Genomic DNA, 19,479 nt, shown 5'->3' with positions numbered 1-19,479 from the left:
ACGACCACCTCAGTGCCCAGTGAATCCCATTAGAAAACATTAAGAGTACTTTGCTATGTGACTCTCTACCGCTGTGGGCACCACGACATTGCTAGGCTCCGAATAAGAGAAAGCCGCTTTAGAAATGAAGCGGCTTTTTTGCGTCTGTAAGAAAGTGAAAATATTAGCTATCAGCCGTCAGTTATCAGCTGCACAACCAGTACTTTGTAGCGTGGGTTGAGTATCATGAAACCCACGGGTAAAAGAACGCGACGACCACCTCAGTGCCCAGTGAATCCTATTAAAAAACATTAAGAGTACTTTGCTATGTGTCTCTTCATCGCTGTGGGCACCAGGACATTGCCATGCTCCCAATATAAGAAAAGAAATATTCAGCATGTTCTTCTCTAAAGCGTAGCGTCTCCTAAGCGCAGCGCCTCTTTGTGAACCGTGTTTTGGTTATCCAACACATTAAGCGATGATAGGCAGCATCTGTTAGTGACTCTCCACTGCTATCGGCACCACGACATCACCAGGCTCCAGATACGAGAAAGCCGCTTCAGAAATGAAGCGGTTTTTTACGTCGAAAGAAAAGTGCAATATATGCCTTTACACATTACCCACCTGTCTCTGTAGCGTGGGTTGGGTATCACGAAACCCGCGAAAAAAACCACTACAGAACTCGAACTCTTGGTAATAAAGCCTTCAATTTTAGTTTCAATGCTGTTTAGCACGCTAAATCCACTATTGAAAAGTGCTCTTTTATCCCAAGCTATAGTTATAGAAGATCTACACACTTATTTATGGCGAGTTTCTATGTTAAATAAACAAAGGCATATTTACACGAAAGAGCAGGTTCGCTCCTATGAGGGAGAGGCGGCTAAGCAATGTGGAATAGATTTATTTACTTTAATGCAGCGAGCGGGGGAGTCCGTATACAAGCAGTGGCAGTCTTTTAACGCTAAGCTCACTTTAATTATTGCAGGTAATGGCAATAATGCGGGTGATGCTTACATAGCCGCGCGTTTAATTAAGGACTCGGGTGCAGAGGTTAAAGTTTGCGCTATAGATCCTGCAAAAACACTCAGTGGTGACGCTGCTAAAGCAAAGCAGCTATGGCTTGATAATGGTGGCATAGTTAACGAGTTTACTAAGAGTGACTTAGATTGCTGCGACTGTGTAATAGATGGATTACTGGGTACTGGCCTTAATTCACCTGTTCGTGAAAAATATTGTGAGATTATTACTGCCATCAACCAAAGCGAAAAGCCTGTTTTAAGTATCGATGTTCCCTCAGGGATTGATGCAAATACAGGTGAAGTATTAGGCGCAGCTATTCAAGCTACAAAAACGCTTACTTTTATTGCGATTAAACAAGGCCTTTCTACAGGGACAGGTAAACAACATGCCGGTGAGTTGATTCTCGATGAATTAGCAATTGAAGATACTTTTAGTCAGCTCGCTTCACCTTGTGCTCATTTAATAAATATAGACAGCTTTAATCGCTTGGGCTCTCGGGCTTTAAATAGCCATAAGGGCAATCATGGCAAGTTATTATGCGTAGGGGGCAACCAAGGTACTGCGGGAGCAATCAGACTAAGCAGTGAAGCTGCGCTTCGAGCAGGAGCGGGGATGGTGAAGGTGTATACGCACCAAAGCTCTATTATGCCAATAAGTATCGGTAGGCCAGAATTAATGGTCATGAGTGAAAACCTTGAGCAGGCTTTAGAGTGGGCAACTTGTGTTGTACTTGGTCCTGGACTTGGGCAGGATGAATGGGCTAAAAAAACGTTTTGCACAGTAATGCACTATTGCCAAGAGCACAATATGCCGCTTGTACTTGATGCTGATGCACTTAATTTATTAGCTGAAAATGCAAGTGCTTATACATTGGCTCAATGTGTTCTTACTCCGCATCCTGGTGAGGCGGCTAGGCTCATTAGCAAAAATACCTCTGAAATAGAGTCAAATAGGTTTGATAGCGTGCGATTATGCGCAAAACGGTATAACGCTACTTGCATATTAAAAGGTGCTGGATCTTTAATTGATAATGGTAAAAGCACTTGGGTGTGTGAAAATGGCAATGCAGCACTTGCCGTGGGAGGGAGTGGCGACGTACTGACAGGTATTATCGGTGCATTGCTTGCTCAAGGTCTTAGTATCGACGAAGCAGCACGATACGGGGTAACTCTCCATGCTCGAGCTGGTGAGGTTGCGGCTGAAGAGCAAGGGCAGCGCGGCATGCTACCCTCGGATTTATTTCAAATAGTCAGGTCGTTAATCAACTAAGTATTTAGCTCTGTTGAATAAGATCCCATTTGTTACCATAAAGATCTTCAAACACGGCCACCGTACCGTAAGGCTCATTACGAGGCTGCTCATGAAATACTACGCCATTTTCTAGCATGCTTTCGTAATCGCGCCAAAAGTTGTCAGTATTTAAAAATAGCCATACGCGGCCACCTGCTTGATTGCCAACAGCGTTAAACTGCTCTGGCTCTGTGGCTTGTGCAAGTAATATGTGTGTGCCGTTTGAGTTGGGTGGGGTTATTAACACCCAGCGTTTACCATCACCTAAATCCGTATCTTCCACTAATTCAAAGCTTAACTTTTTTGTATAAAATGCGATTGCTTCGTCATAGTCTTTTACAACAAGAGCAATACTACCTATATGTTGCTTTGGCATAACTTAAAAACCTAAAGTTGTTTTATGTCGGTGTATTTTCACATATCAATACAGGGTTGAATAGTTTAGGTAAATGTTTATTAAAGCTTATTTTAAGAGGAGATATACGTTATACATTGGCTTTGCATATAGGGCTAGCAATATAAGGCTTCACTCGATTTTAAACCTTAGAGCATGCTTAAAGCATCCTTAAAAAGTGTTTTAATTTACGCAGCTAAACTGGTTTACTCATCTTCATTAGTAGGGTCGTCACCTGAGTCCTCTTTGCGTTTACGCTGCTCTTGCTTGGCCTTTTGAACATTCTCATAAGTAGGGGGTGGAATAGGCATAAGTGAAATTAGTGGAAAAAGCGCTAAAAATAAATACGCTCCTTTAGACATGCTCTTGCCCCATATAACGGGCTTAAGCATAATCCAGGCAATAAATACCACTAACCCTGAGATAAGTAGTACCAAAACAAAGAAGGTGATTATTTAATTATTATTAAGCAAATCCTTTTACCTTTAATCCAATAACTCATGGTATAGATGTGGAGGTAAATTAAGCAATAACAATAGGCTTGTACTAAAAAACAAAAACCCAGCCGAAGCTGGGTTTTTATATAAGCAAGGTGCCTAAAGGAGGATGATTACATCATGCCGCCCATACCACCCATTCCGCCCATGCCACCCATATCAGGGGCAGCTGCAGCTTCTTCTTTAGGGATTTCAGCAACCATTGCTTCGGTAGTGATCATTAGACCCGCAATCGAACCTGCAAATTGTAGTGCAGAGCGCGTTACTTTCGTTGGATCTAGGATACCCATTTCAAGCATATCGTTATATTCGCCAGAGGCTGCGTTGTAACCGTAGTTACCTTCACCACCTTTAACAGCGTTTATTACTACTGACGCTTCGTCGCCTGCATTTGTTACGATTTGACGAAGTGGTGCTTCCATTGCACGAAGTGCAACTTTAATACCGTGGTTTTGGTCTTCATTGTCGCCAAGTAGCTCAACTAGCTTGCTAGCAGCACGTACTAGAGCAACACCACCACCAGGTACTACGCCTTCTTCAACCGCTGCACGAGTTGCATGTAATGCATCTTCAACACGGTCTTTTTTCTCTTTCATTTCAATTTCAGTCGCTGCGCCTACTTTAATTACTGCAACACCGCCGGCAAGTTTAGCCATACGCTCTTGTAGTTTTTCTTTATCGTAGTCAGATGTTGCTTCTTCAATTTGCGCTTTGATTTGTGCAACACGGCCGTTAATGCCATCTTCTTCACCTGCGCCATCAATGATAGTTGTATCATCTTTGGTGATAACTACGCGCTTAGCAGTACCTAGGTCTTCGATAGTTGCTTTTTCAAGCTCTAAACCAATTTCTTCAGAGATAACAGTACCGCCAGTTAGTACGGCAATATCTTGTAGCATAGCTTTACGACGGTCGCCAAAACCAGGCGCTTTAACTGCTGATACTTTAACAATACCGCGCATGTTGTTAACTACAAGTGTTGCAAGTGCTTCGCCTTCTAGGTCTTCAGCAATGATTAGTAGTGGCTTGCTTGCTTTAGCAACGGCTTCTAATGTAGGTAGTAGCTCACGGATGTTAGATACTTTTTTATCTACAAGTAGAATGAATGGGTTATCTAATTCAACTGCGCCTTTTTCAGCGTTGTTGATAAAGTACGGAGATAGGTAACCACGGTCAAACTGCATGCCTTCTACAACATCTAGTTCGTTCTCTAATGATTGACCTTCTTCAACAGTAATAACACCTGTGTTACGGCCTACTTTTTCCATTGCGTTAGCAATGATTTCGCCAATTTCTTTGTCAGAGTTAGCTGAAATAGTACCTACTTGTGCAATTGCTTTAGTATCAGCACATGGTACAGATAGCGCTTTAAGCTCTTCTACTGCAGCGATAATTGCTTTATCAATACCGCGTTTAAGATCCATTGGGTTCATACCCGCTGCAACCGCTTTAAGCCCTTCGTTTACAATAGATTGTGCAAGTACAGTTGCGGTAGTGGTACCGTCACCCGCTGCATCATTTGCTTTAGATGCAACTTCTTTCACCATTTGTGCACCCATGTTTTCAAACTTGTCTTCAAGTTCGATTTCTTTTGCTACAGATACACCATCTTTGGTGATCACTGGAGAGCCAAATGATTTATCTAGTACTACGTTACGGCCTTTAGGACCTAAGGTCACTTTTACTGCGTTTGCTAGGATGTTTACGCCTGTTAGCATTTTAGCGCGTGCGTCACCTGCAAAAAGTACTTCTTTTGCTGCCATCTTTAATTTCCTCTAAATTCTTAAATGTTTGTTAAACGAAAAGTAGGGTTAGCCTACAATGCCTAAAATGTTGTCTTCACGCATGATCAGGTACTCTTGACCTTCGATCTTTTCAGTTTTTTCAACATATGAGCCAAATAACACAGTGTCACCGGCTTTTACTTCTAAAGCTCTAACGTCACCGTTATCTAGAACGCGACCATTGCCAACAGCAATAACTTCTCCGCGAGTTGATTTTTCAGCTGCAGAGCCAGTTAATACAATACCGCCAGCAGACTTGGTTTCTTCTTCTAGACGCTTAACGATTACGCGATCTTGTAAAGGACGAATGTTCATTTTTTTAGTTCTCCTAACAGTTTCTGAACAGTACAGAAAAAAGCTTTTCTAATTTGCATTCATTAATGGGGGTAGAGTGTAAAATTCCAAGAGAAAAATCGATAAATTTTTAATCTTTTCTCTCATATTCGCCATCAATGGTCGTTGGTTTATTTACATGCTGTTGTTCTTGCTGCGAGTGTGGGTGTTGTGTAAAGGCTGAAGTGCCTTGTTGTGCACCTGTGCTCATACGCACCGTTGCCTGACTTGCAAGGCCTGCAGCCAGTTTATTGCGTATTGAAGGGGTTAATAATAGTAGGCCGAATACATCGGTCATAATGCCTGGGGTTAGTAATAAAACACCCGCAATGATCACGCAAATACCGGTAAATAATTCTTTAGCTGGCATTTGCCCTTGGGCCATTTGGCTTTGTGCATTTTGTAATGCACCCATACCTTGTTGTTTAACCATTCTGGCGCCCAAAATAGCCGTAATAATCACTAGGGCTATAGTCGCAAACCCACCAATTACATCGCTAACCTGTATTAGTAGCGCAATTTCGATGATAGGAATGATAATAAACAACACAAATAAAAATCTAAACATAGGGCTCTCTAAATAATGGCACTCAAAAGAGTGAATGAAATATAAGTGAGGGTGAAAGGGTCTATTTTCAAGGTTGAGCTTAAAGTGATTAATAATTGCTTAATATCTACAATTATTCATCGCCTACACATTACATTAGCTATCAGATACTATTGCATTAGTTCCCTATAAATTAGTAAAGGTTAATTATGACTACGCAATTTAAATTGATATTTACCACGTGCAAAGATGAGGCTGAAGCGCGCACTTTAGCAAAAGCACTTGTAGCGCAAAAATTAGCGGCGTGTGTAAATATTTTACCAAATATGACCTCAGTTTATATGTGGGAAGGCGATGTGGCTGAAGAGATAGAAGCAAAACTACTGATTAAAACAAAATCAGAAAAAATGAATGATGTTTTTGAAACCATTAAAAGTTTACATAGTTACGAAGTACCCGAAATTCAGGTGGTTGATGTGGCCACCGGTAATTTGGCTTATTTTCATTGGATGGATGAGGTATTAAATTAATGCGGTTTTTCTTTTTATTATTGGTTAGCTTGCTGGCGCTTCCGGTAAAGGCAAACACCAATAATGTGCTAGGTGATTTACTTGCCCCGCCACAGCAAACCTTTTTACCCGTAGACCAAGCGTTTGTATTTGATTTTGATCAGCAAGGTAGCACTTTATTTGTGGGGTGGGATATAGCCCCTGACTATTACCTTTATAAAAAGAAAATAGAAATTATCGCCAAAGGTGCCAACATAAAGGTAGGCGACGCCGGTACTGGCGAAATAATTGAAGACGAGTTTTTTGGCAAAACCGAAGTTTTTTTCAATAGTGTAAGTGTTATAAGTAAGCTCAGTAATGTTACAGAGGGTGCTGTTGTAAAGGTGCGTTATCAGGGCTGTGCCAAAGCAGGGCTGTGTTACCCGCCAGAGGTGATTAGCATTCCTTTAAGCGTTATTGCCTCAGAACAAGCGCAAGGTAACAAGCCATCTGCTAATACCGGTGATACATTAAGCGCATTAACCCCTTCTGTAGACTCATCACGTAACCAAAATAACACACCCACTCAAGACTTAGGCTTTACAGAGCGATTAGCAAGTCAAAGTTTAATAACCAATTTACTTATATTTTTTGCTGTTGGGGTGGGGCTTGCGTTTACACCGTGTGTGTTCCCTATGTTTCCTATTTTATCGAGCTTAATTGCAGGACAGCAAAATCTATCTACTAAAAAAGCGTTTGCGCTGTCGTTTGTATATATACAAGGTATGGCGCTTACTTATGCTGCATTAGGGTTAGTAGTGGCGGCTTTAGGCGGGCAAGTGCAGGGGTACTTACAACACCCTTATGTACTTATTAGTTTTAGTTTACTGTTTGTATTGCTCGCAATGTCGATGTTTGGCTGGTACGAAATCAAGTTACCCAGCGCCATGATGAGCAAGCTAACGCAAGTTAGTAATAACCAAAAAGGCGGCAATTACCTTGGTGTGTTTTTAATGGGGGTATTGTCGGGGTTAATTGCATCACCTTGTACCACAGCACCGTTATCAGCTGCGCTGTTATTTGTAGCCCAAAGTGGTGACTACCTTGTCGGTGGTTTAACCCTGTACGTATTAAGTTTAGGAATGGGCCTACCGCTTTTATTACTTGGTACGTCTGGAGGAAAGTTGCTTCCTAAAGCGGGCGGTTGGATGGAGCAAGTTAAAACATTATTTGGCTTTATTATGCTTGTAGTGCCGCTTATTTTATTAGAGCGCATAATTAGTGCGGACATTATTTTACTTTTGGCGGGTATTTTAGCTCTGGCAACGGCCGTTTACTTACACTATTGGCAAAGTGCACAGCCACAAAGCAAACTTAAAACCACGCTTTGGTTTAGTGCTACATTTTTAGTAGTTACCGGTTTTACGTTAGCTAAAAATGTTATTTGGCCAGTGCAACAGATTGAGCAGGTTAGTCAGCAAAGTAATGAGTTTAAACAAGTGGCTAATTTAACCGAGTTAAAAAAGGCCGTTGCTGGGGCAAATCAGCAAGGTAAACTGGTGATGGTTGATTTATACGCCGATTGGTGTGTGGCATGTAAAGAGTTTGAGCATTACACATTCCCTGATCCTAACGTGCAGAGTGAGTTTAGTTACTATCAGTTAATTCAAATCGATTTAACACAAAGTGATGACACCACCATTGAGCTAATGGAAGAGTTTACTGTGTTTGGTTTACCCAGTATTTTGTTTTTTAACACACAAGGGCAGGAGCTAAGTTCAAAGCGCGTTACAGGATTTTTAAACGCCGATGATTTTGCCACCCACCTAGCTGCAGTGCGCGCCAGCGCACAATAATAGTGCAATTTAGCCGCTTGGGCTTACCAAGTGGCTTGCCTCCAATTACGTCATATTTATTACACCTCCAGAGATTAGACCAGTATTTTGCTGCTATTTACATCGAACTGACTATAATAGTTGGCTAACGTGAGAATTTGTTGCAATTTTTGTTTTTTATACTTACTTTAGTGTACAAAATTAGCTCGCAACGGCTTTACTCATTACTTAGAGGATATATCGCGTATTATGGCTGCAAAATTTAAACTTTTAGTTATAAATGGTCCAAATTTAAACATGCTAGGAAAGCGTGAGCCAGAAAAATACGGTTTGCACACTCTTGGTGAAATTATGAGCGAACTAACGACTGCCGCAGAGGGTCTAGATGTTCAGCTTACGCATTTTCAAAGTAATAGTGAGCAAGCCCTTATTGAAAGAATACACGATGCTTGGCAGGCAGTTGATTACATAATTATTAATCCTGCTGCATTTACGCACACTAGCGTCGCTTTACGTGATGCATTGTTAAGCGTTGATATTCCTTTTTTTGAGGTGCACTTAAGTAATGTGCATGCACGTGAAGCATTTCGTCATCATTCGTATTTTTCTGATGTGGCGCAAGGTGTGGTATGTGGATTAGGTGCAATGGGTTACCACGCAGCATTGAATGCTGCCGTGAGCCGGTTGCAAAACTCGAATTAATTTAAACTAACAAACTTATAGGCGGGTCGTTCATGGATATTCGCAAGATCAAAAAACTAATCGAATTAGTAGAAGAATCAGGCATTGCTGAGCTAGAAATCACTGAAGGTGAAGAGTCAGTACGTATTAACCGTAACAACATGAGCGCAGGTCCTGCTTACGCTCAGTACGCACCACAGCAATTTGCTGCTCCAGCGCCTGCTGCACCAACACAAGCTCCAGCTGCGCCAGCCGTTGAAGCCGATGCTACACCTGCAGCGCCTGCAGGCCATCAAGTTAAATCACCTATGGTTGGTTCATTTTACTCAGCGGCTTCGCCAGAAGCGCCAGCATACGTAGAAGTAGGTTCTCAGGTAAAAGTAGGTGATACATTATGTATCGTTGAAGCAATGAAAATGATGAACCAAATTGAGTCAGATAAAGCCGGTACAGTGACAGCTATTTTAGTTGAAAATGGCGAACCAGTAGAATTTGATCAACCTCTATTCATCATTGAATAATTTAGTAACCTAAAGGCCAACTCTTATGTTAGATAAAGTAGTCATTGCAAACCGAGGTGAAATAGCACTTCGCGTATTGCGCGCCTGCAAAGAGCTTGGGATCAAAACGGTTGCTGTGCATTCAACGGCGGATCGCGATCTTAAGCACGTATTACTTGCAGATGAAACCATTTGTATCGGTAGACCTCCAGCCTCTGAAAGTTACTTAGATATCCCGCGTATTATTGCGGCTGCTGAAGTAACAGACGCTGTAGCTATTCACCCAGGATATGGTTTTCTTTCAGAAAATGCAGATTTTGCAGACCAAGTTGAGCAAAGTGGTTTTGTATTTATTGGTCCAAAAGGCGACACTATTCGTCTTATGGGCGATAAAGTATCGGCAATTAATGCAATGCGCAAAGCTGGTGTACCTTGTGTACCTGGTTCTGATGGTCCAGTATCGGATGACAAAGAACGCAACATGCAAATTGCTAAGCGCATTGGTTACCCGGTAATTATTAAAGCCGCTGGTGGCGGTGGTGGCCGTGGAATGCGTGTAGTACGTAGCGAAGCTGAGTTGATTGATTCAATCGCGCTTACTCAACAAGAAGCAAAACAGTTCTTTGGTAATAGCATGGTTTACATGGAAAAATTCCTTGAAAACCCTCGCCATATTGAAATTCAGGTACTTGCAGATGGACAAGGTAATGCTGTTCATTTAGGTGAGCGTGACTGTTCTATGCAACGTCGCCACCAAAAAGTAGTTGAAGAAGCGCCTGCGCCAGGTATAACGGCAGAAGTGCGTAAATTTATTGGTGAGCGCTGTACACGTGCATGTATCGAAATTGGTTACCGTGGTGCGGGTACGTTTGAGTTTTTATACGAAAACGGCGAATTTTACTTCATTGAAATGAACACGCGTATTCAAGTTGAGCACCCAGTGACAGAAATGGTAAGCGGTGTTGACTTAATAAAAGAGCAGCTAAAAATTGCTGCAGGGCAACCGCTGTCTTTCACGCAAGATGACGTAGTTATTCGTGGGCATGCAATTGAGTGTCGTATTAACGCAGAAGATCCTGAAACGTTTATCCCGTCGCCTGGTAAAATTACGCGTTTTCACCCTGCAGGTGGCTTAGGCATTCGTTGGGATAGCCATATTTATGCTGACTATACAGTGCCTCCACATTACGATTCGATGGTTGGTAAACTTATTACTTACGGTGAAAACCGTGATGTAGCAATTGCCCGTGCTCGTAATGCGTTGAACGAATTGGTTATCGATGGCATTAAGACAAATACGCCATTACATAAGAAAATTCTTGCAGACGAAAACTTCCAAAGTGGTGGTACAAATATTCACTACCTTGAGAAAAAACTAGGGCTATAAAGCCACAGTTAATTAAAACCGGCTTAGGCCGGTTTTTTTATGCCTAAAACGCCAATTTATCGCCTTCAAGAAATATTCTGGTATGATTAGCAAAGATGCGCTTTTAGTAAATTTTTGAGGTAACCATGACGCGTAGTTTTAAAGCTCACCTACATAATGAAACTGCCACAGTAGCTATGGGTAACAAACTGGCTGCTATTATAGAGCAAGGTGCAGTGATCTATTTGCACGGTGATTTAGGTGCAGGTAAAACAACATTTACGCGTGGTGTAGTTCAAGGCTTTGGACACTCAGGTAAGGTTAAAAGCCCAACTTACACGCTGGTAGAGCCATACGAACTGGTACGTGCAAATGTGTATCACTTTGACTTGTACCGGTTAGGCGATCCTGAAGAACTTGAATACATGGGTATAAGAGATTACTTTTCTGAGCAGGCTATTTGTGTTGTAGAGTGGCCAGAAAAAGGCGGCGACTTTATACCCGTTCCCGATTTAGATATTACCTTAAGTTATGTTGGTGATGAGCGTAAAATTGCAATAAACAGTGCTAGTGAGCGTGGAGTAGCAATTGTTGAAAAACTCAATAGCCTAAACCTTGGTGAATAAATTAATAGTGGATCAATGTATTCACTTTCATAACAATAAATAGTTAAGGCAATGGTAGTTAAAATGAATCGAGGTGTAGTTAAACTTTTTATTTGTTTCATAGCTTTCGCTATGAGCCTGCCGCTGTGGGCACAAAATACAATTAATAGTGTACGGGTATGGCCCTCACCAGATAGCACTCGGGTGGTATTTGATTTAGATGACAAGCCCGATTTCAGCTACTTTATGCTTAAAAACCCAAGCCGTTTAGTGGTAGACCTTGTAAACACCAAAGGGTTAAAAGTATTACCGAATATTCCTTCTAAGCATAAAATTGTTAGCAAATTACGTTACTCTAAGCCTAAAAATAAGCAAAGCGTACGTTTTGTTTTTGAGCTAACTGCGCCTATTAAGCCGGTTATTTTCGCGCTGGCACCTACTGGCCCGTACAAAAACAGGCTAGTTGTGGATTTATATAATAAAAGTGAACCCGCAGTAAGCACTACACCTGCCCAAAAAGCAGCTAAAAAGCGCCAGTTAAGCCAAGAGCGTGATATTGTTATTGCAATTGATGCGGGCCACGGTGGAGAAGATCCAGGGTCTATTGGTCCCTCAGGCACGTATGAAAAAACCATTACGTTGCAAATAGCTAAACGTTTAGAGCGTATGATTGACGGCGAACGTGGCATGATTTCGCGCATGGTAAGAAGTGGCGATTACTTTGTTAAGCTTAATACCCGCACCAGCCGAGCACGCCAGAAAAAAGCCGACTTTTTAGTGTCAATTCATGCCGATGCCTTTACCAGCCCAGGGCCTAACGGTGCTTCGGTGTGGGTTTTATCACTGGGTCGCGCTAATTCTGAGATTGGTAAATGGATAGAAGATAAAGAAAAACACTCAGAGCTTTTAGGTGGTGCAGCCGATGTAATTAAAGATGCCGCTAACGAAAAATACCTTGCGCAGGCCCTGCTTGATATGTCGATGGACCACTCAATGAAAACAGGGCTTAGTGTGGCCGAAGAAGTGGTCAAAGAGCTAAAAAAAGTAGCCAAATTACATAAAAAAGATCCACAACATGCAAGTCTTGCTGTATTAAAGTCGCCAGATATTCCATCTATTTTGGTAGAAACAGGGTTTATTTCTAACCCCCGTGAAGAGCGTATGTTAAAAAGCGCTAACCACCAAGAACGCTTAGCAAAAGCCATGTTTACGTCTATAAAAAATTATTACTTAAAAAACCCACCTGATGATTCGTTATTTGCAAAGCTTAAATCGCAGTATCCAACAAAGCATAAAGTTCGCCCAGGTGAATCGCTAAGCTTATTAGCGAGTCGCTATGGCGTATCGGTAGCCAAATTAAAACAAGTTAATCAACTACGCTCAAACACCTTGTTCATAGGTCAAGAGCTGGACATACCGCAGAGTTGATGCTTATTAAACCTGTACACGTATTAGGGGCCTTATGAGTATTGAAATATTACCTGCACGACTCGCTAACCAAATAGCGGCAGGTGAAGTGGTTGAACGCCCAGCTTCAGTGGTTAAAGAACTGGTAGAAAATAGCTTAGATGCGGGCGCTACGCGTGTGCAAATAGATATAGAGCGTGGTGGTCACAAGCTTATTCGTATTCGTGATAATGGCTCAGGTATTGGTAAAGATGAGTTAACGCTAGCGCTTTCACGCCATGCAACAAGTAAACTTAAATCGCTTGATGATTTAGAAAACATTTGCTCTTTAGGTTTTAGAGGTGAAGCGCTTGCCTCTATTAGTTCGGTATCGCGTTTAACGCTTTGCTCAAAGCCCAAAGCACAAGATGCCGCATGGCAAGCGTTTGCACAGGGCCGCGATATGGATGTGCAAGTAAAGCCCGTAGCTCACCCAGATGGCACAACAATAGAAGTTAAAGATTTATTTTTTAACACCCCAGCAAGGCGTAAGTTTTTACGCACCGAAAAAACCGAATTTAGCCATATAGATGAGCTGATAAAACGTATTGCACTGAGTCGTTTTGATGTGTCGATTACACTGACGCATAACCAAAAGGTGGTTAGGCAGTATCGTGCTAAAACCGATCCTGATCAAGCTATTACTCGGGTTGCGCAAGTTGCAGGTAAAGCGTTTGCCGAGCAAGGATTACATATTCAATCTGGTGAAAGTGGTTTACAGCTGCATGGTTGGGTATTACCGGTGGGGTCAGCAAATACCACGCAATATACCTACGTAAATAACCGCATGATGCGCGATAAGCTAATTTTACACGCTATTCGTCAGGCGTTTGAAGAAGTAAGTGGCGCGCAAGAGCTTCCTGGTTTTGTTATTTATATTGATATTGACCCACGACAGGTAGATGTAAATGTTCATCCCGCTAAGCACGAGGTGCGTTTTCATCAAGGCCGGTTAGTGCACGATTTTATATTGCAGGCGATTAAGCAAGTAGTTGTGCCTTTACAAGGTGAATTCGCAACTAATCAAGCGCCCACAGACGATTACCAATCCTCAGCGTTTATTGAGCAGCCAAGTCATGTAGCTAATAATCAGACAGTTCAGCAAGGGTATGATTACCCCAAGTCACCGTTGCAGCCAATAGATTCACAAAGTAGTGGTTTTTCTAGTCGTCCTTCCTCTAATCTTATGGGCTCAGGCGGAGCCAGTGCAGGGAGGGCTTCTCAGTCTAAACAAAGTGCTTCAAGTTATCACGATGTCAATGCATTTTATCAAGGGGTAAGTGAACAACAAGCAGCACATTTTGATCATAGTATACCCTCGCAGCTGATAACTGATGAGAGCGCTACACACACATTTAAAAGTGTGCAGGTATTAAATGTAAATAAAGGTGTGTGTGTATTTACTCAACAGCGACAATTATTTTGCGCGCACTATAAGCATGCACTTGTAGATTATTGGCATGGCCAAATAAAAGAGCTGGGTAATTTAGAGGGCAAAGCCTTGTTATTACCAGTAAGGGTTAACCTTGAAAAAGCTGACTGCGAACTAATCGCTCAGCAACAGTCGTGGTTTACCTTATTGGGCTTTGAGTTAGTTATTGAAAAACAGTTTGTGATGGTTAAAAAGCTACCGACTTGTTTATATTTACTCGATGTTTCTGCTGCAATTGAAAGCCTACTTGGCGCATGTAAAGCGCAGCTAGAGGACTTACAAGCATGGCTGTCATGGCAACTTAGTTGCGTACCAGAACGCTTTTATGAAAGTAATGCGTTTATTGAATTACAAATTAGCTTACAAAATAATCCGCAAACAATTGAACGTTTAAAAGAAAAAGCAGTTAAAATAGATCTAGAACACTATTTAACGCAATTAAATTAAGGTACCCGTGTTGAGCAATTTACCGGTCATATTTTTAATGGGCCCAACCGCAGCTGGTAAAACAGCATTGGCAATTTCACTGTGTGAGCACTTAAATACGGAAATAATCAGCGTTGATTCAGCGTTAGTGTATAAAGGTATGGACATAGGTACGGCAAAGCCCGATGCAGAGGAACTTGCGCGTGCTCCGCATCACCTAATAGATTTGCTCGATCCGAGTGAAACTTATTCAGTTGCTGATTTTAGACGTGATGCGATAAAAAAAATTGATGAATTTCATCAACAAGGTAAAGTACCTATATTGGTGGGCGGCACCATGATGTATTTTAAATCTTTAATTGATGGATTATCGCCACTGCCAGAGGCTTGCCCAATAGTAAGAGCAGAGCTTGAAGCGCAAGCAAAACAATTTGGCTGGCCACACTTGCATCAAGAGCTTGCTAAAGTTGATCCGCAAGCGGCCGACAAAATAAGTGAAAATGATTCACAAAGAATAAATCGAGCTTTGGAAGTTTACCGTATTAGTGGTAAAACAATGACGGAATTGCAAAAGCAAAAGCAGCCAACGTTACCTTATACTTTTCATCAATTTGCGATTGCGCCTGATGATCGCAGTGAATTGCATCAGCGAATTGAAAAAAGGTTTAAAATAATGATAGAGCAGGGGTTTGAAAAAGAAGTTTCGACCCTATATCTACGTAAGGATTTACACCCCAATATGCCTTCTATTCGTTGTGTAGGTTATAGACAAATGTGGGATTACCTTGCGGGTGAAGTAGACCATGATGAGATGGTTTTTCGCGGCATTGCTGCAACGCGTCAATTGGCAAAACGCCAGCTAACGTGGTTACGAAGTTGGTCTGATGTTACGTGGTTAACAACAGGCGATGAAGAAAACTTGCAACGCGTAGTAAGTTCGCTAAGCTAGTAGTAGTTGCTAATTATTTAATTAAATAAGTTCAGCTACTTAAATTATAATAACACCTAGAACGAAGGAACAATAACATGGCAAAAGGCCAATCGTTACAAGACCCATTTTTGAATGCACTACGTCGTGAGCGCATTCCAGTATCAATCTTTTTGGTAAATGGCATAAAATTACAAGGTAAAATTCAGTCATTTGACCAATTTGTTATTTTACTTGAAAACACTGTAAACCAAATGGTGTATAAACACGCAATTTCAACAGTTGTACCTGCTCGTGCAGTCAACTTCCAAGGTGTTCAAGGGAGCGATGACACTGAAGAGCAAGAACCAGGAAATATTTAATTAGGAGCGTAATGCTTGTTTGACCGCTATGAATCCGGCGAACAGGCAGTCTTAGTTCATATCGACTTACCTAAAGATGGCGATCGTGAAGATCTTCATGAATTAGAGTTGTTGGTATCTTCTGCTGGTGTTAGTAGTTTGGCGGTTGTGCAAGGCAGCCGCCAAGCACCACATCCGAAACTATTCGTCGGTACCGGTAAAGCAGAAGAAATAGCTGAGATTGTCAAAATCCACAATGCAGATGTTGTCATCTTTAATCATCAATTAAGTCCGTCTCAAGAACGTAATTTAGAGCGCGTTTGCCAATGTCGTGTACTTGATAGAACAACACTTATTCTTGATATTTTTGCCCAAAGAGCCCGTACCCACGAAGGTAAGCTACAAGTAGAGCTTGCTCAGCTTAGGCATATGTCTACTCGATTAATCCGAGGATGGACTCACCTTGAGCGCCAAAAAGGGGGAATAGGTTTACGAGGTCCAGGCGAAACACAGCTTGAAACCGATAGACGCTTATTGCGCGCGCGCATTAAAAATATTCGTGCCCGATTAGCCAAAGTCGCTGTACAACGTGAGCAAGGTAGACGTGCGCGTACGCGTAACGAAATTCCTACCGTGTCACTTGTAGGGTATACCAATGCGGGTAAATCAACCCTGTTTAACCGTATAACAGACTCAGATGTATACGCAGCGGATCAGCTTTTTGCCACGCTTGACCCAACACTACGTAAACTTGATATAGGTGATGTTGGTTCGGTTATTTTGGCCGATACAGTAGGATTTATTCGCCATTTGCCGCATGACTTAGTGGCAGCCTTTAAAGCAACGCTAACAGAAACGCGTGAAGCCGACCTTCAATTACACGTAATTGATGTTGCAGACCCGCGCAGACGTGAAAACATAGAGGAAGTACAATCGGTTTTAAAAGAGATTGAAGCCGATGAAGTACCGCAACTATTAGTATATAACAAAATTGATGCACTTGATGATGTAAGCCCACGAATTGATCGGGATGACCAAGGGCAGCCTATAAGAGTATGGTTATCTGCACAAACCGGCGAAGGGTGTGAGTTACTTAGCGAAGCAATAAGTGACCTGCTTGCTAAGAAAATGTTTAGCGATACGTTATTACTTGCTCCTCAATATGGCCGATTAAGAGCGTCCTTATTTAGCTTAAGTGCAGTCCATGAAGAGCGCTTTGATGAGCAAGGTAACTGGTTGTTAGATGTACGTTTACCTATGGTTGAGTGGAGCCGATTAATTAAAGAGTTTGGTCCTGAAATTGAGGGTTTTATCAATCGCGATTAAAAATTGGTATATAAATGTCGGTTTTTGTATGAGAAACGCGGTAGATTTGATAGATTTAACACAATTTCCTAATTTATTTAGATAACAATGGAGTATAGCTATGGCCTGGAATGAACCGGGTAATAATGGCAATGACAAAGATCCGTGGAACAATAAAGGCGGACGTGATCAAGGCCCACCTGATTTAGACGAGGTGTTCCGTAAGTTTAGCAACAAGTTAGGCGGCTTATTTGGCGGTAAAAAATCCGGCAATAATAGCGGCGGTGGACTTGGCGGAGCCGGTATTTCATTTATCCTCATTATCGCCGCAATTGTGTGGGCGTTAAGTGGTATTTATACGGTTAAAGAAGCCGAACGTGGTGTGGTATTGCAATTTGGTAAGTATGACCGTATTGCAGAGCCAGGCTTACGCTGGAAAATGACCTTTATTGAAACGGTTATTCCGGTAGATATTGAAGCTGTGCGTTCATTATCTGCATCTGGGTTTATGCTTACTGAAGATGAAAACGTAGTAAGCGTTGAGTTTGAAGTGCAATACCGTGTTATTGACCCGTATCTTTATAAGTTTAGCGTAACTAATGCTGATAATAGCTTAGAAGAGGCGCTTGATAGCGCACTACGTTACGTTGTTGGCCATGCAAAAATGGACCAAGTACTGACTAATGGCCGTGAAGTCGTTCGTCAAAATACGTGGGATGAGCTTAATAAAATCATCGAACCGTATAACTTAGGTTTAATTGTGACCGATGTGAACTTTAAAGATTCGCGTCCGCCGACTGAAGTAAAAGATGCATTTGATGACGCGATTGCCGCACAAGAAGATGAAGAGCGTTTTATCCGTGAAGCCGAAGCTTATGCACGTGAAATTGAACCGCGCGCGCGTGGTCAAGTAACACGTATGACGCAAGAGGCAGAAGGTTATCAAGAACGCATTACACTTGAAGCGCAAGGTGAAGTGGCTCGTTTTGAAAAGCTATTACCTGAATATCAAGCAGCTAAAGAAGTAACGCGTGAACGTTTATACATTGATGCAATGGAAGAAGTGCTAGGTAGTAGCTCTAAAGTCATTGTTGATGTTAAAGGCGGTAACAACATGATGTACTTACCACTTGATAAAATTATGGAAAAGCAAGGCACTGCAACACGTGTAGCTTTACCAAGCTCAAGTGATATTCAAGATTTACGTAACAAAGTAAATACATCACGTAACAGCACTGTGAACAGCGGTAACGACCGTTTTAACAGCGATCGCTTTAACAATAACGGGAGATAAGCGTCATGAAAAACTTTAGTTTAGTCATACTATTAGCTGCCATTGTTATGTCTTTCTCTGCGGTATTTGTAGTACCTGAAGGGCAAAAAGCAATCGTGTTGCTATTTAGCAAGGTTGAAAAAGACAGTGAAGACAAAGCCGTTGTATACAGCCCAGGCCTTCATTTAAAAGTACCATTTTTTAGCCAAGTACGTCGTATTGATGCACGTATTCAAACGCTAGATGGCACGCCAGACCGCTTTGTGACAAGCGAGAAAAAAGACTTAATTGTTGATTCGTTTGTTAAATGGCGCGTAAACGACTTTAGCGCATTTTACCTTCGTGCTCGTGGTGATAAGCAATATGCTGAAACACTACTAAAGCAAAAAGTTAATAATGGTCTGCGTACTAACTTTGGTACGCGTACTATTCGCGAGATTGTATCAGGTGAGCGTAGTGAGCTAATGGAAGAGGCATTAGTACAAGCTTCTGAAAGTGCGCGCGAGTTAGGTATTGAAGTACTTGACGTGCGTGTTAAGCAAATTAACTTACCACAAGAAGTGAGCAGCTCTATTTACCAACGTATGCGCGCTGAGCGTACTGCTGTTGCAAAAGAGCATCGCTCGGAAGGCCAAGAAAAAGCAGAAACAATTCGTGCTAATGTTGACCGCCGAGTAACGGTCATGCTCGCTGATGCGGAGCGTAATGCGCGCTCAGTACGTGGTCAAGGTGATGCAGAAGCTGCTGCTATTTATGCTAAAGCATACAACAAAGATCCAGAGTTCTTTGGTTTTGTTCGTTCTTTAGAGGCGTATAAAAAGACCTTTAAAGATAAGCAAGATGTGATGGTGCTTTCACCTGACAGCGACTTCTTTAAATATATGAAAGGCGCTGCAGCGCAATAAGCGATGCCTTAATCATTTAAAGCTATAAAGCCCCGCCTATGCGGGGCTTTTTGTTAAGTATAATTTGAAAGTTTAAATGGCTGTTATATATGTGGTTATTTAAA

Annotated in this window: 19 protein-coding genes; 14 read left to right on the top strand and 5 right to left on the bottom strand. The window is 41.8% G+C overall.

What is annotated here, in order from left to right; all coding sequences use genetic code 11:
• Positions 1-795 precede the first annotated feature (795 nt).
• The gene (locus AN393_RS09790) at positions 796-2,268 is read left to right on the top strand and encodes a bifunctional ADP-dependent NAD(P)H-hydrate dehydratase/NAD(P)H-hydrate epimerase (RefSeq protein WP_055014651.1); all 1,473 of its coding nucleotides are present in this window, start codon (positions 796-798) and stop codon (positions 2,266-2,268) included.
• Between the two features lie 4 nt (positions 2,269-2,272).
• Here the strand turns inward: AN393_RS09790 and AN393_RS09785 are convergent, their stop codons facing one another.
• The 5 genes from AN393_RS09785 to AN393_RS09765 all read right to left on the bottom strand — a co-directional run bounded on the left by AN393_RS09785 (position 2,273) and on the right by AN393_RS09765 (position 5,865).
• Positions 2,273-2,665 (bottom strand): VOC family protein, encoded by a 393-nt coding sequence (locus AN393_RS09785; protein WP_004587679.1) that lies wholly within the window; start codon positions 2,663-2,665, stop codon positions 2,273-2,275.
• Positions 2,666-2,889: 224 nt separating this feature from the next.
• Positions 2,890-3,045 (bottom strand): hypothetical protein, encoded by a 156-nt coding sequence (locus AN393_RS20220; RefSeq protein WP_200909032.1) that lies wholly within the window; start codon positions 3,043-3,045, stop codon positions 2,890-2,892.
• 248 nt (positions 3,046-3,293) lie between these two features.
• The gene (gene groL / locus AN393_RS09775; protein WP_055014652.1) at positions 3,294-4,943 is read right to left on the bottom strand and encodes a chaperonin GroEL; all 1,650 of its coding nucleotides are present in this window, start codon (positions 4,941-4,943) and stop codon (positions 3,294-3,296) included.
• Between the two features lie 48 nt (positions 4,944-4,991).
• Positions 4,992-5,279: a co-chaperone GroES gene (locus AN393_RS09770; RefSeq protein ID WP_004587676.1), complete on the bottom strand. Its 288-nt coding sequence runs from the start codon at positions 5,277-5,279 to the stop codon at positions 4,992-4,994.
• Positions 5,280-5,388: 109 nt separating this feature from the next.
• Complete coding sequence (locus AN393_RS09765) at positions 5,389-5,865, bottom strand: FxsA family protein (RefSeq protein ID WP_055014653.1); 477 nt, start codon at positions 5,863-5,865, stop codon at positions 5,389-5,391.
• A 188-nt stretch (positions 5,866-6,053) separates the two neighbouring features.
• On the opposite strand from AN393_RS09765, the gene cutA reads away from it, so the two are divergent.
• From cutA to hflC, 13 genes are all read left to right on the top strand, one after another.
• Positions 6,054-6,374 (top strand): divalent-cation tolerance protein CutA, encoded by a 321-nt coding sequence (gene cutA / locus AN393_RS09760; protein WP_055017952.1) that lies wholly within the window; start codon positions 6,054-6,056, stop codon positions 6,372-6,374.
• A complete protein-coding gene (locus AN393_RS09755; protein ID WP_055017951.1) occupies positions 6,374-8,188 on the top strand; it encodes a protein-disulfide reductase DsbD in 1,815 nt (604 codons plus the stop codon). Before cutA ends, AN393_RS09755 begins: the two co-directional genes overlap by 1 nt.
• 228 nt (positions 8,189-8,416) lie before the next feature.
• The gene (aroQ, locus tag AN393_RS09750; RefSeq protein WP_024031479.1) at positions 8,417-8,869 is read left to right on the top strand and encodes a type II 3-dehydroquinate dehydratase; all 453 of its coding nucleotides are present in this window, start codon (positions 8,417-8,419) and stop codon (positions 8,867-8,869) included.
• Positions 8,870-8,901: 32 nt separating this feature from the next.
• Positions 8,902-9,369, top strand: coding sequence for an acetyl-CoA carboxylase biotin carboxyl carrier protein (gene accB, locus AN393_RS09745; protein WP_055014656.1), 468 nt, complete (start codon positions 8,902-8,904; stop codon positions 9,367-9,369).
• Positions 9,370-9,394: 25 nt separating this feature from the next.
• Complete coding sequence (gene accC, locus AN393_RS09740; protein WP_055014657.1) at positions 9,395-10,735, top strand: acetyl-CoA carboxylase biotin carboxylase subunit; 1,341 nt, start codon at positions 9,395-9,397, stop codon at positions 10,733-10,735.
• A gap of 125 nt (positions 10,736-10,860) precedes the next feature.
• Entirely contained in the window at positions 10,861-11,340 is a 480-nt protein-coding gene (tsaE, locus tag AN393_RS09735) for a tRNA (adenosine(37)-N6)-threonylcarbamoyltransferase complex ATPase subunit type 1 TsaE (protein ID WP_055014658.1), read from the top strand.
• 63 nt (positions 11,341-11,403) lie between these two features.
• Entirely contained in the window at positions 11,404-12,747 is a 1,344-nt protein-coding gene (locus AN393_RS09730) for an N-acetylmuramoyl-L-alanine amidase (protein WP_055014659.1), read from the top strand.
• Positions 12,748-12,781: 34 nt separating this feature from the next.
• Positions 12,782-14,644: a DNA mismatch repair endonuclease MutL gene (gene mutL, locus AN393_RS09725; protein ID WP_055017950.1), complete on the top strand. Its 1,863-nt coding sequence runs from the start codon at positions 12,782-12,784 to the stop codon at positions 14,642-14,644.
• Between the two features lie 10 nt (positions 14,645-14,654).
• Positions 14,655-15,572 (top strand): tRNA (adenosine(37)-N6)-dimethylallyltransferase MiaA, encoded by a 918-nt coding sequence (gene miaA / locus AN393_RS09720; protein ID WP_082422697.1) that lies wholly within the window; start codon positions 14,655-14,657, stop codon positions 15,570-15,572.
• Positions 15,573-15,649: 77 nt separating this feature from the next.
• Positions 15,650-15,913 carry an RNA chaperone Hfq gene (gene hfq, locus AN393_RS09715; RefSeq protein ID WP_004587665.1) on the top strand — a complete coding sequence of 88 codons (264 nt, stop codon included), beginning with the start codon at positions 15,650-15,652 and terminating at the stop codon, positions 15,911-15,913.
• 15 nt (positions 15,914-15,928) lie between these two features.
• Complete coding sequence (gene hflX, locus AN393_RS09710; RefSeq protein WP_055014662.1) at positions 15,929-17,218, top strand: ribosome rescue GTPase HflX; 1,290 nt, start codon at positions 15,929-15,931, stop codon at positions 17,216-17,218.
• A 100-nt stretch (positions 17,219-17,318) separates the two neighbouring features.
• Entirely contained in the window at positions 17,319-18,491 is a 1,173-nt protein-coding gene (gene hflK / locus AN393_RS09705; protein WP_055014663.1) for an FtsH protease activity modulator HflK, read from the top strand.
• A 5-nt stretch (positions 18,492-18,496) separates the two neighbouring features.
• Positions 18,497-19,375, top strand: a complete 879-nt coding sequence (gene hflC / locus AN393_RS09700) for a protease modulator HflC (RefSeq protein ID WP_004587662.1) — start codon at positions 18,497-18,499, stop codon at positions 19,373-19,375.
• Positions 19,376-19,479 lie beyond the last annotated feature (104 nt).

The organism is Pseudoalteromonas sp. P1-25, assembly GCF_001401805.1.
In the GTDB taxonomy this organism is placed as follows: Bacteria; Pseudomonadota; Gammaproteobacteria; order Enterobacterales; family Alteromonadaceae; genus Pseudoalteromonas.
This window is presented reverse-complemented; position numbering and strand designations above follow the sequence as displayed.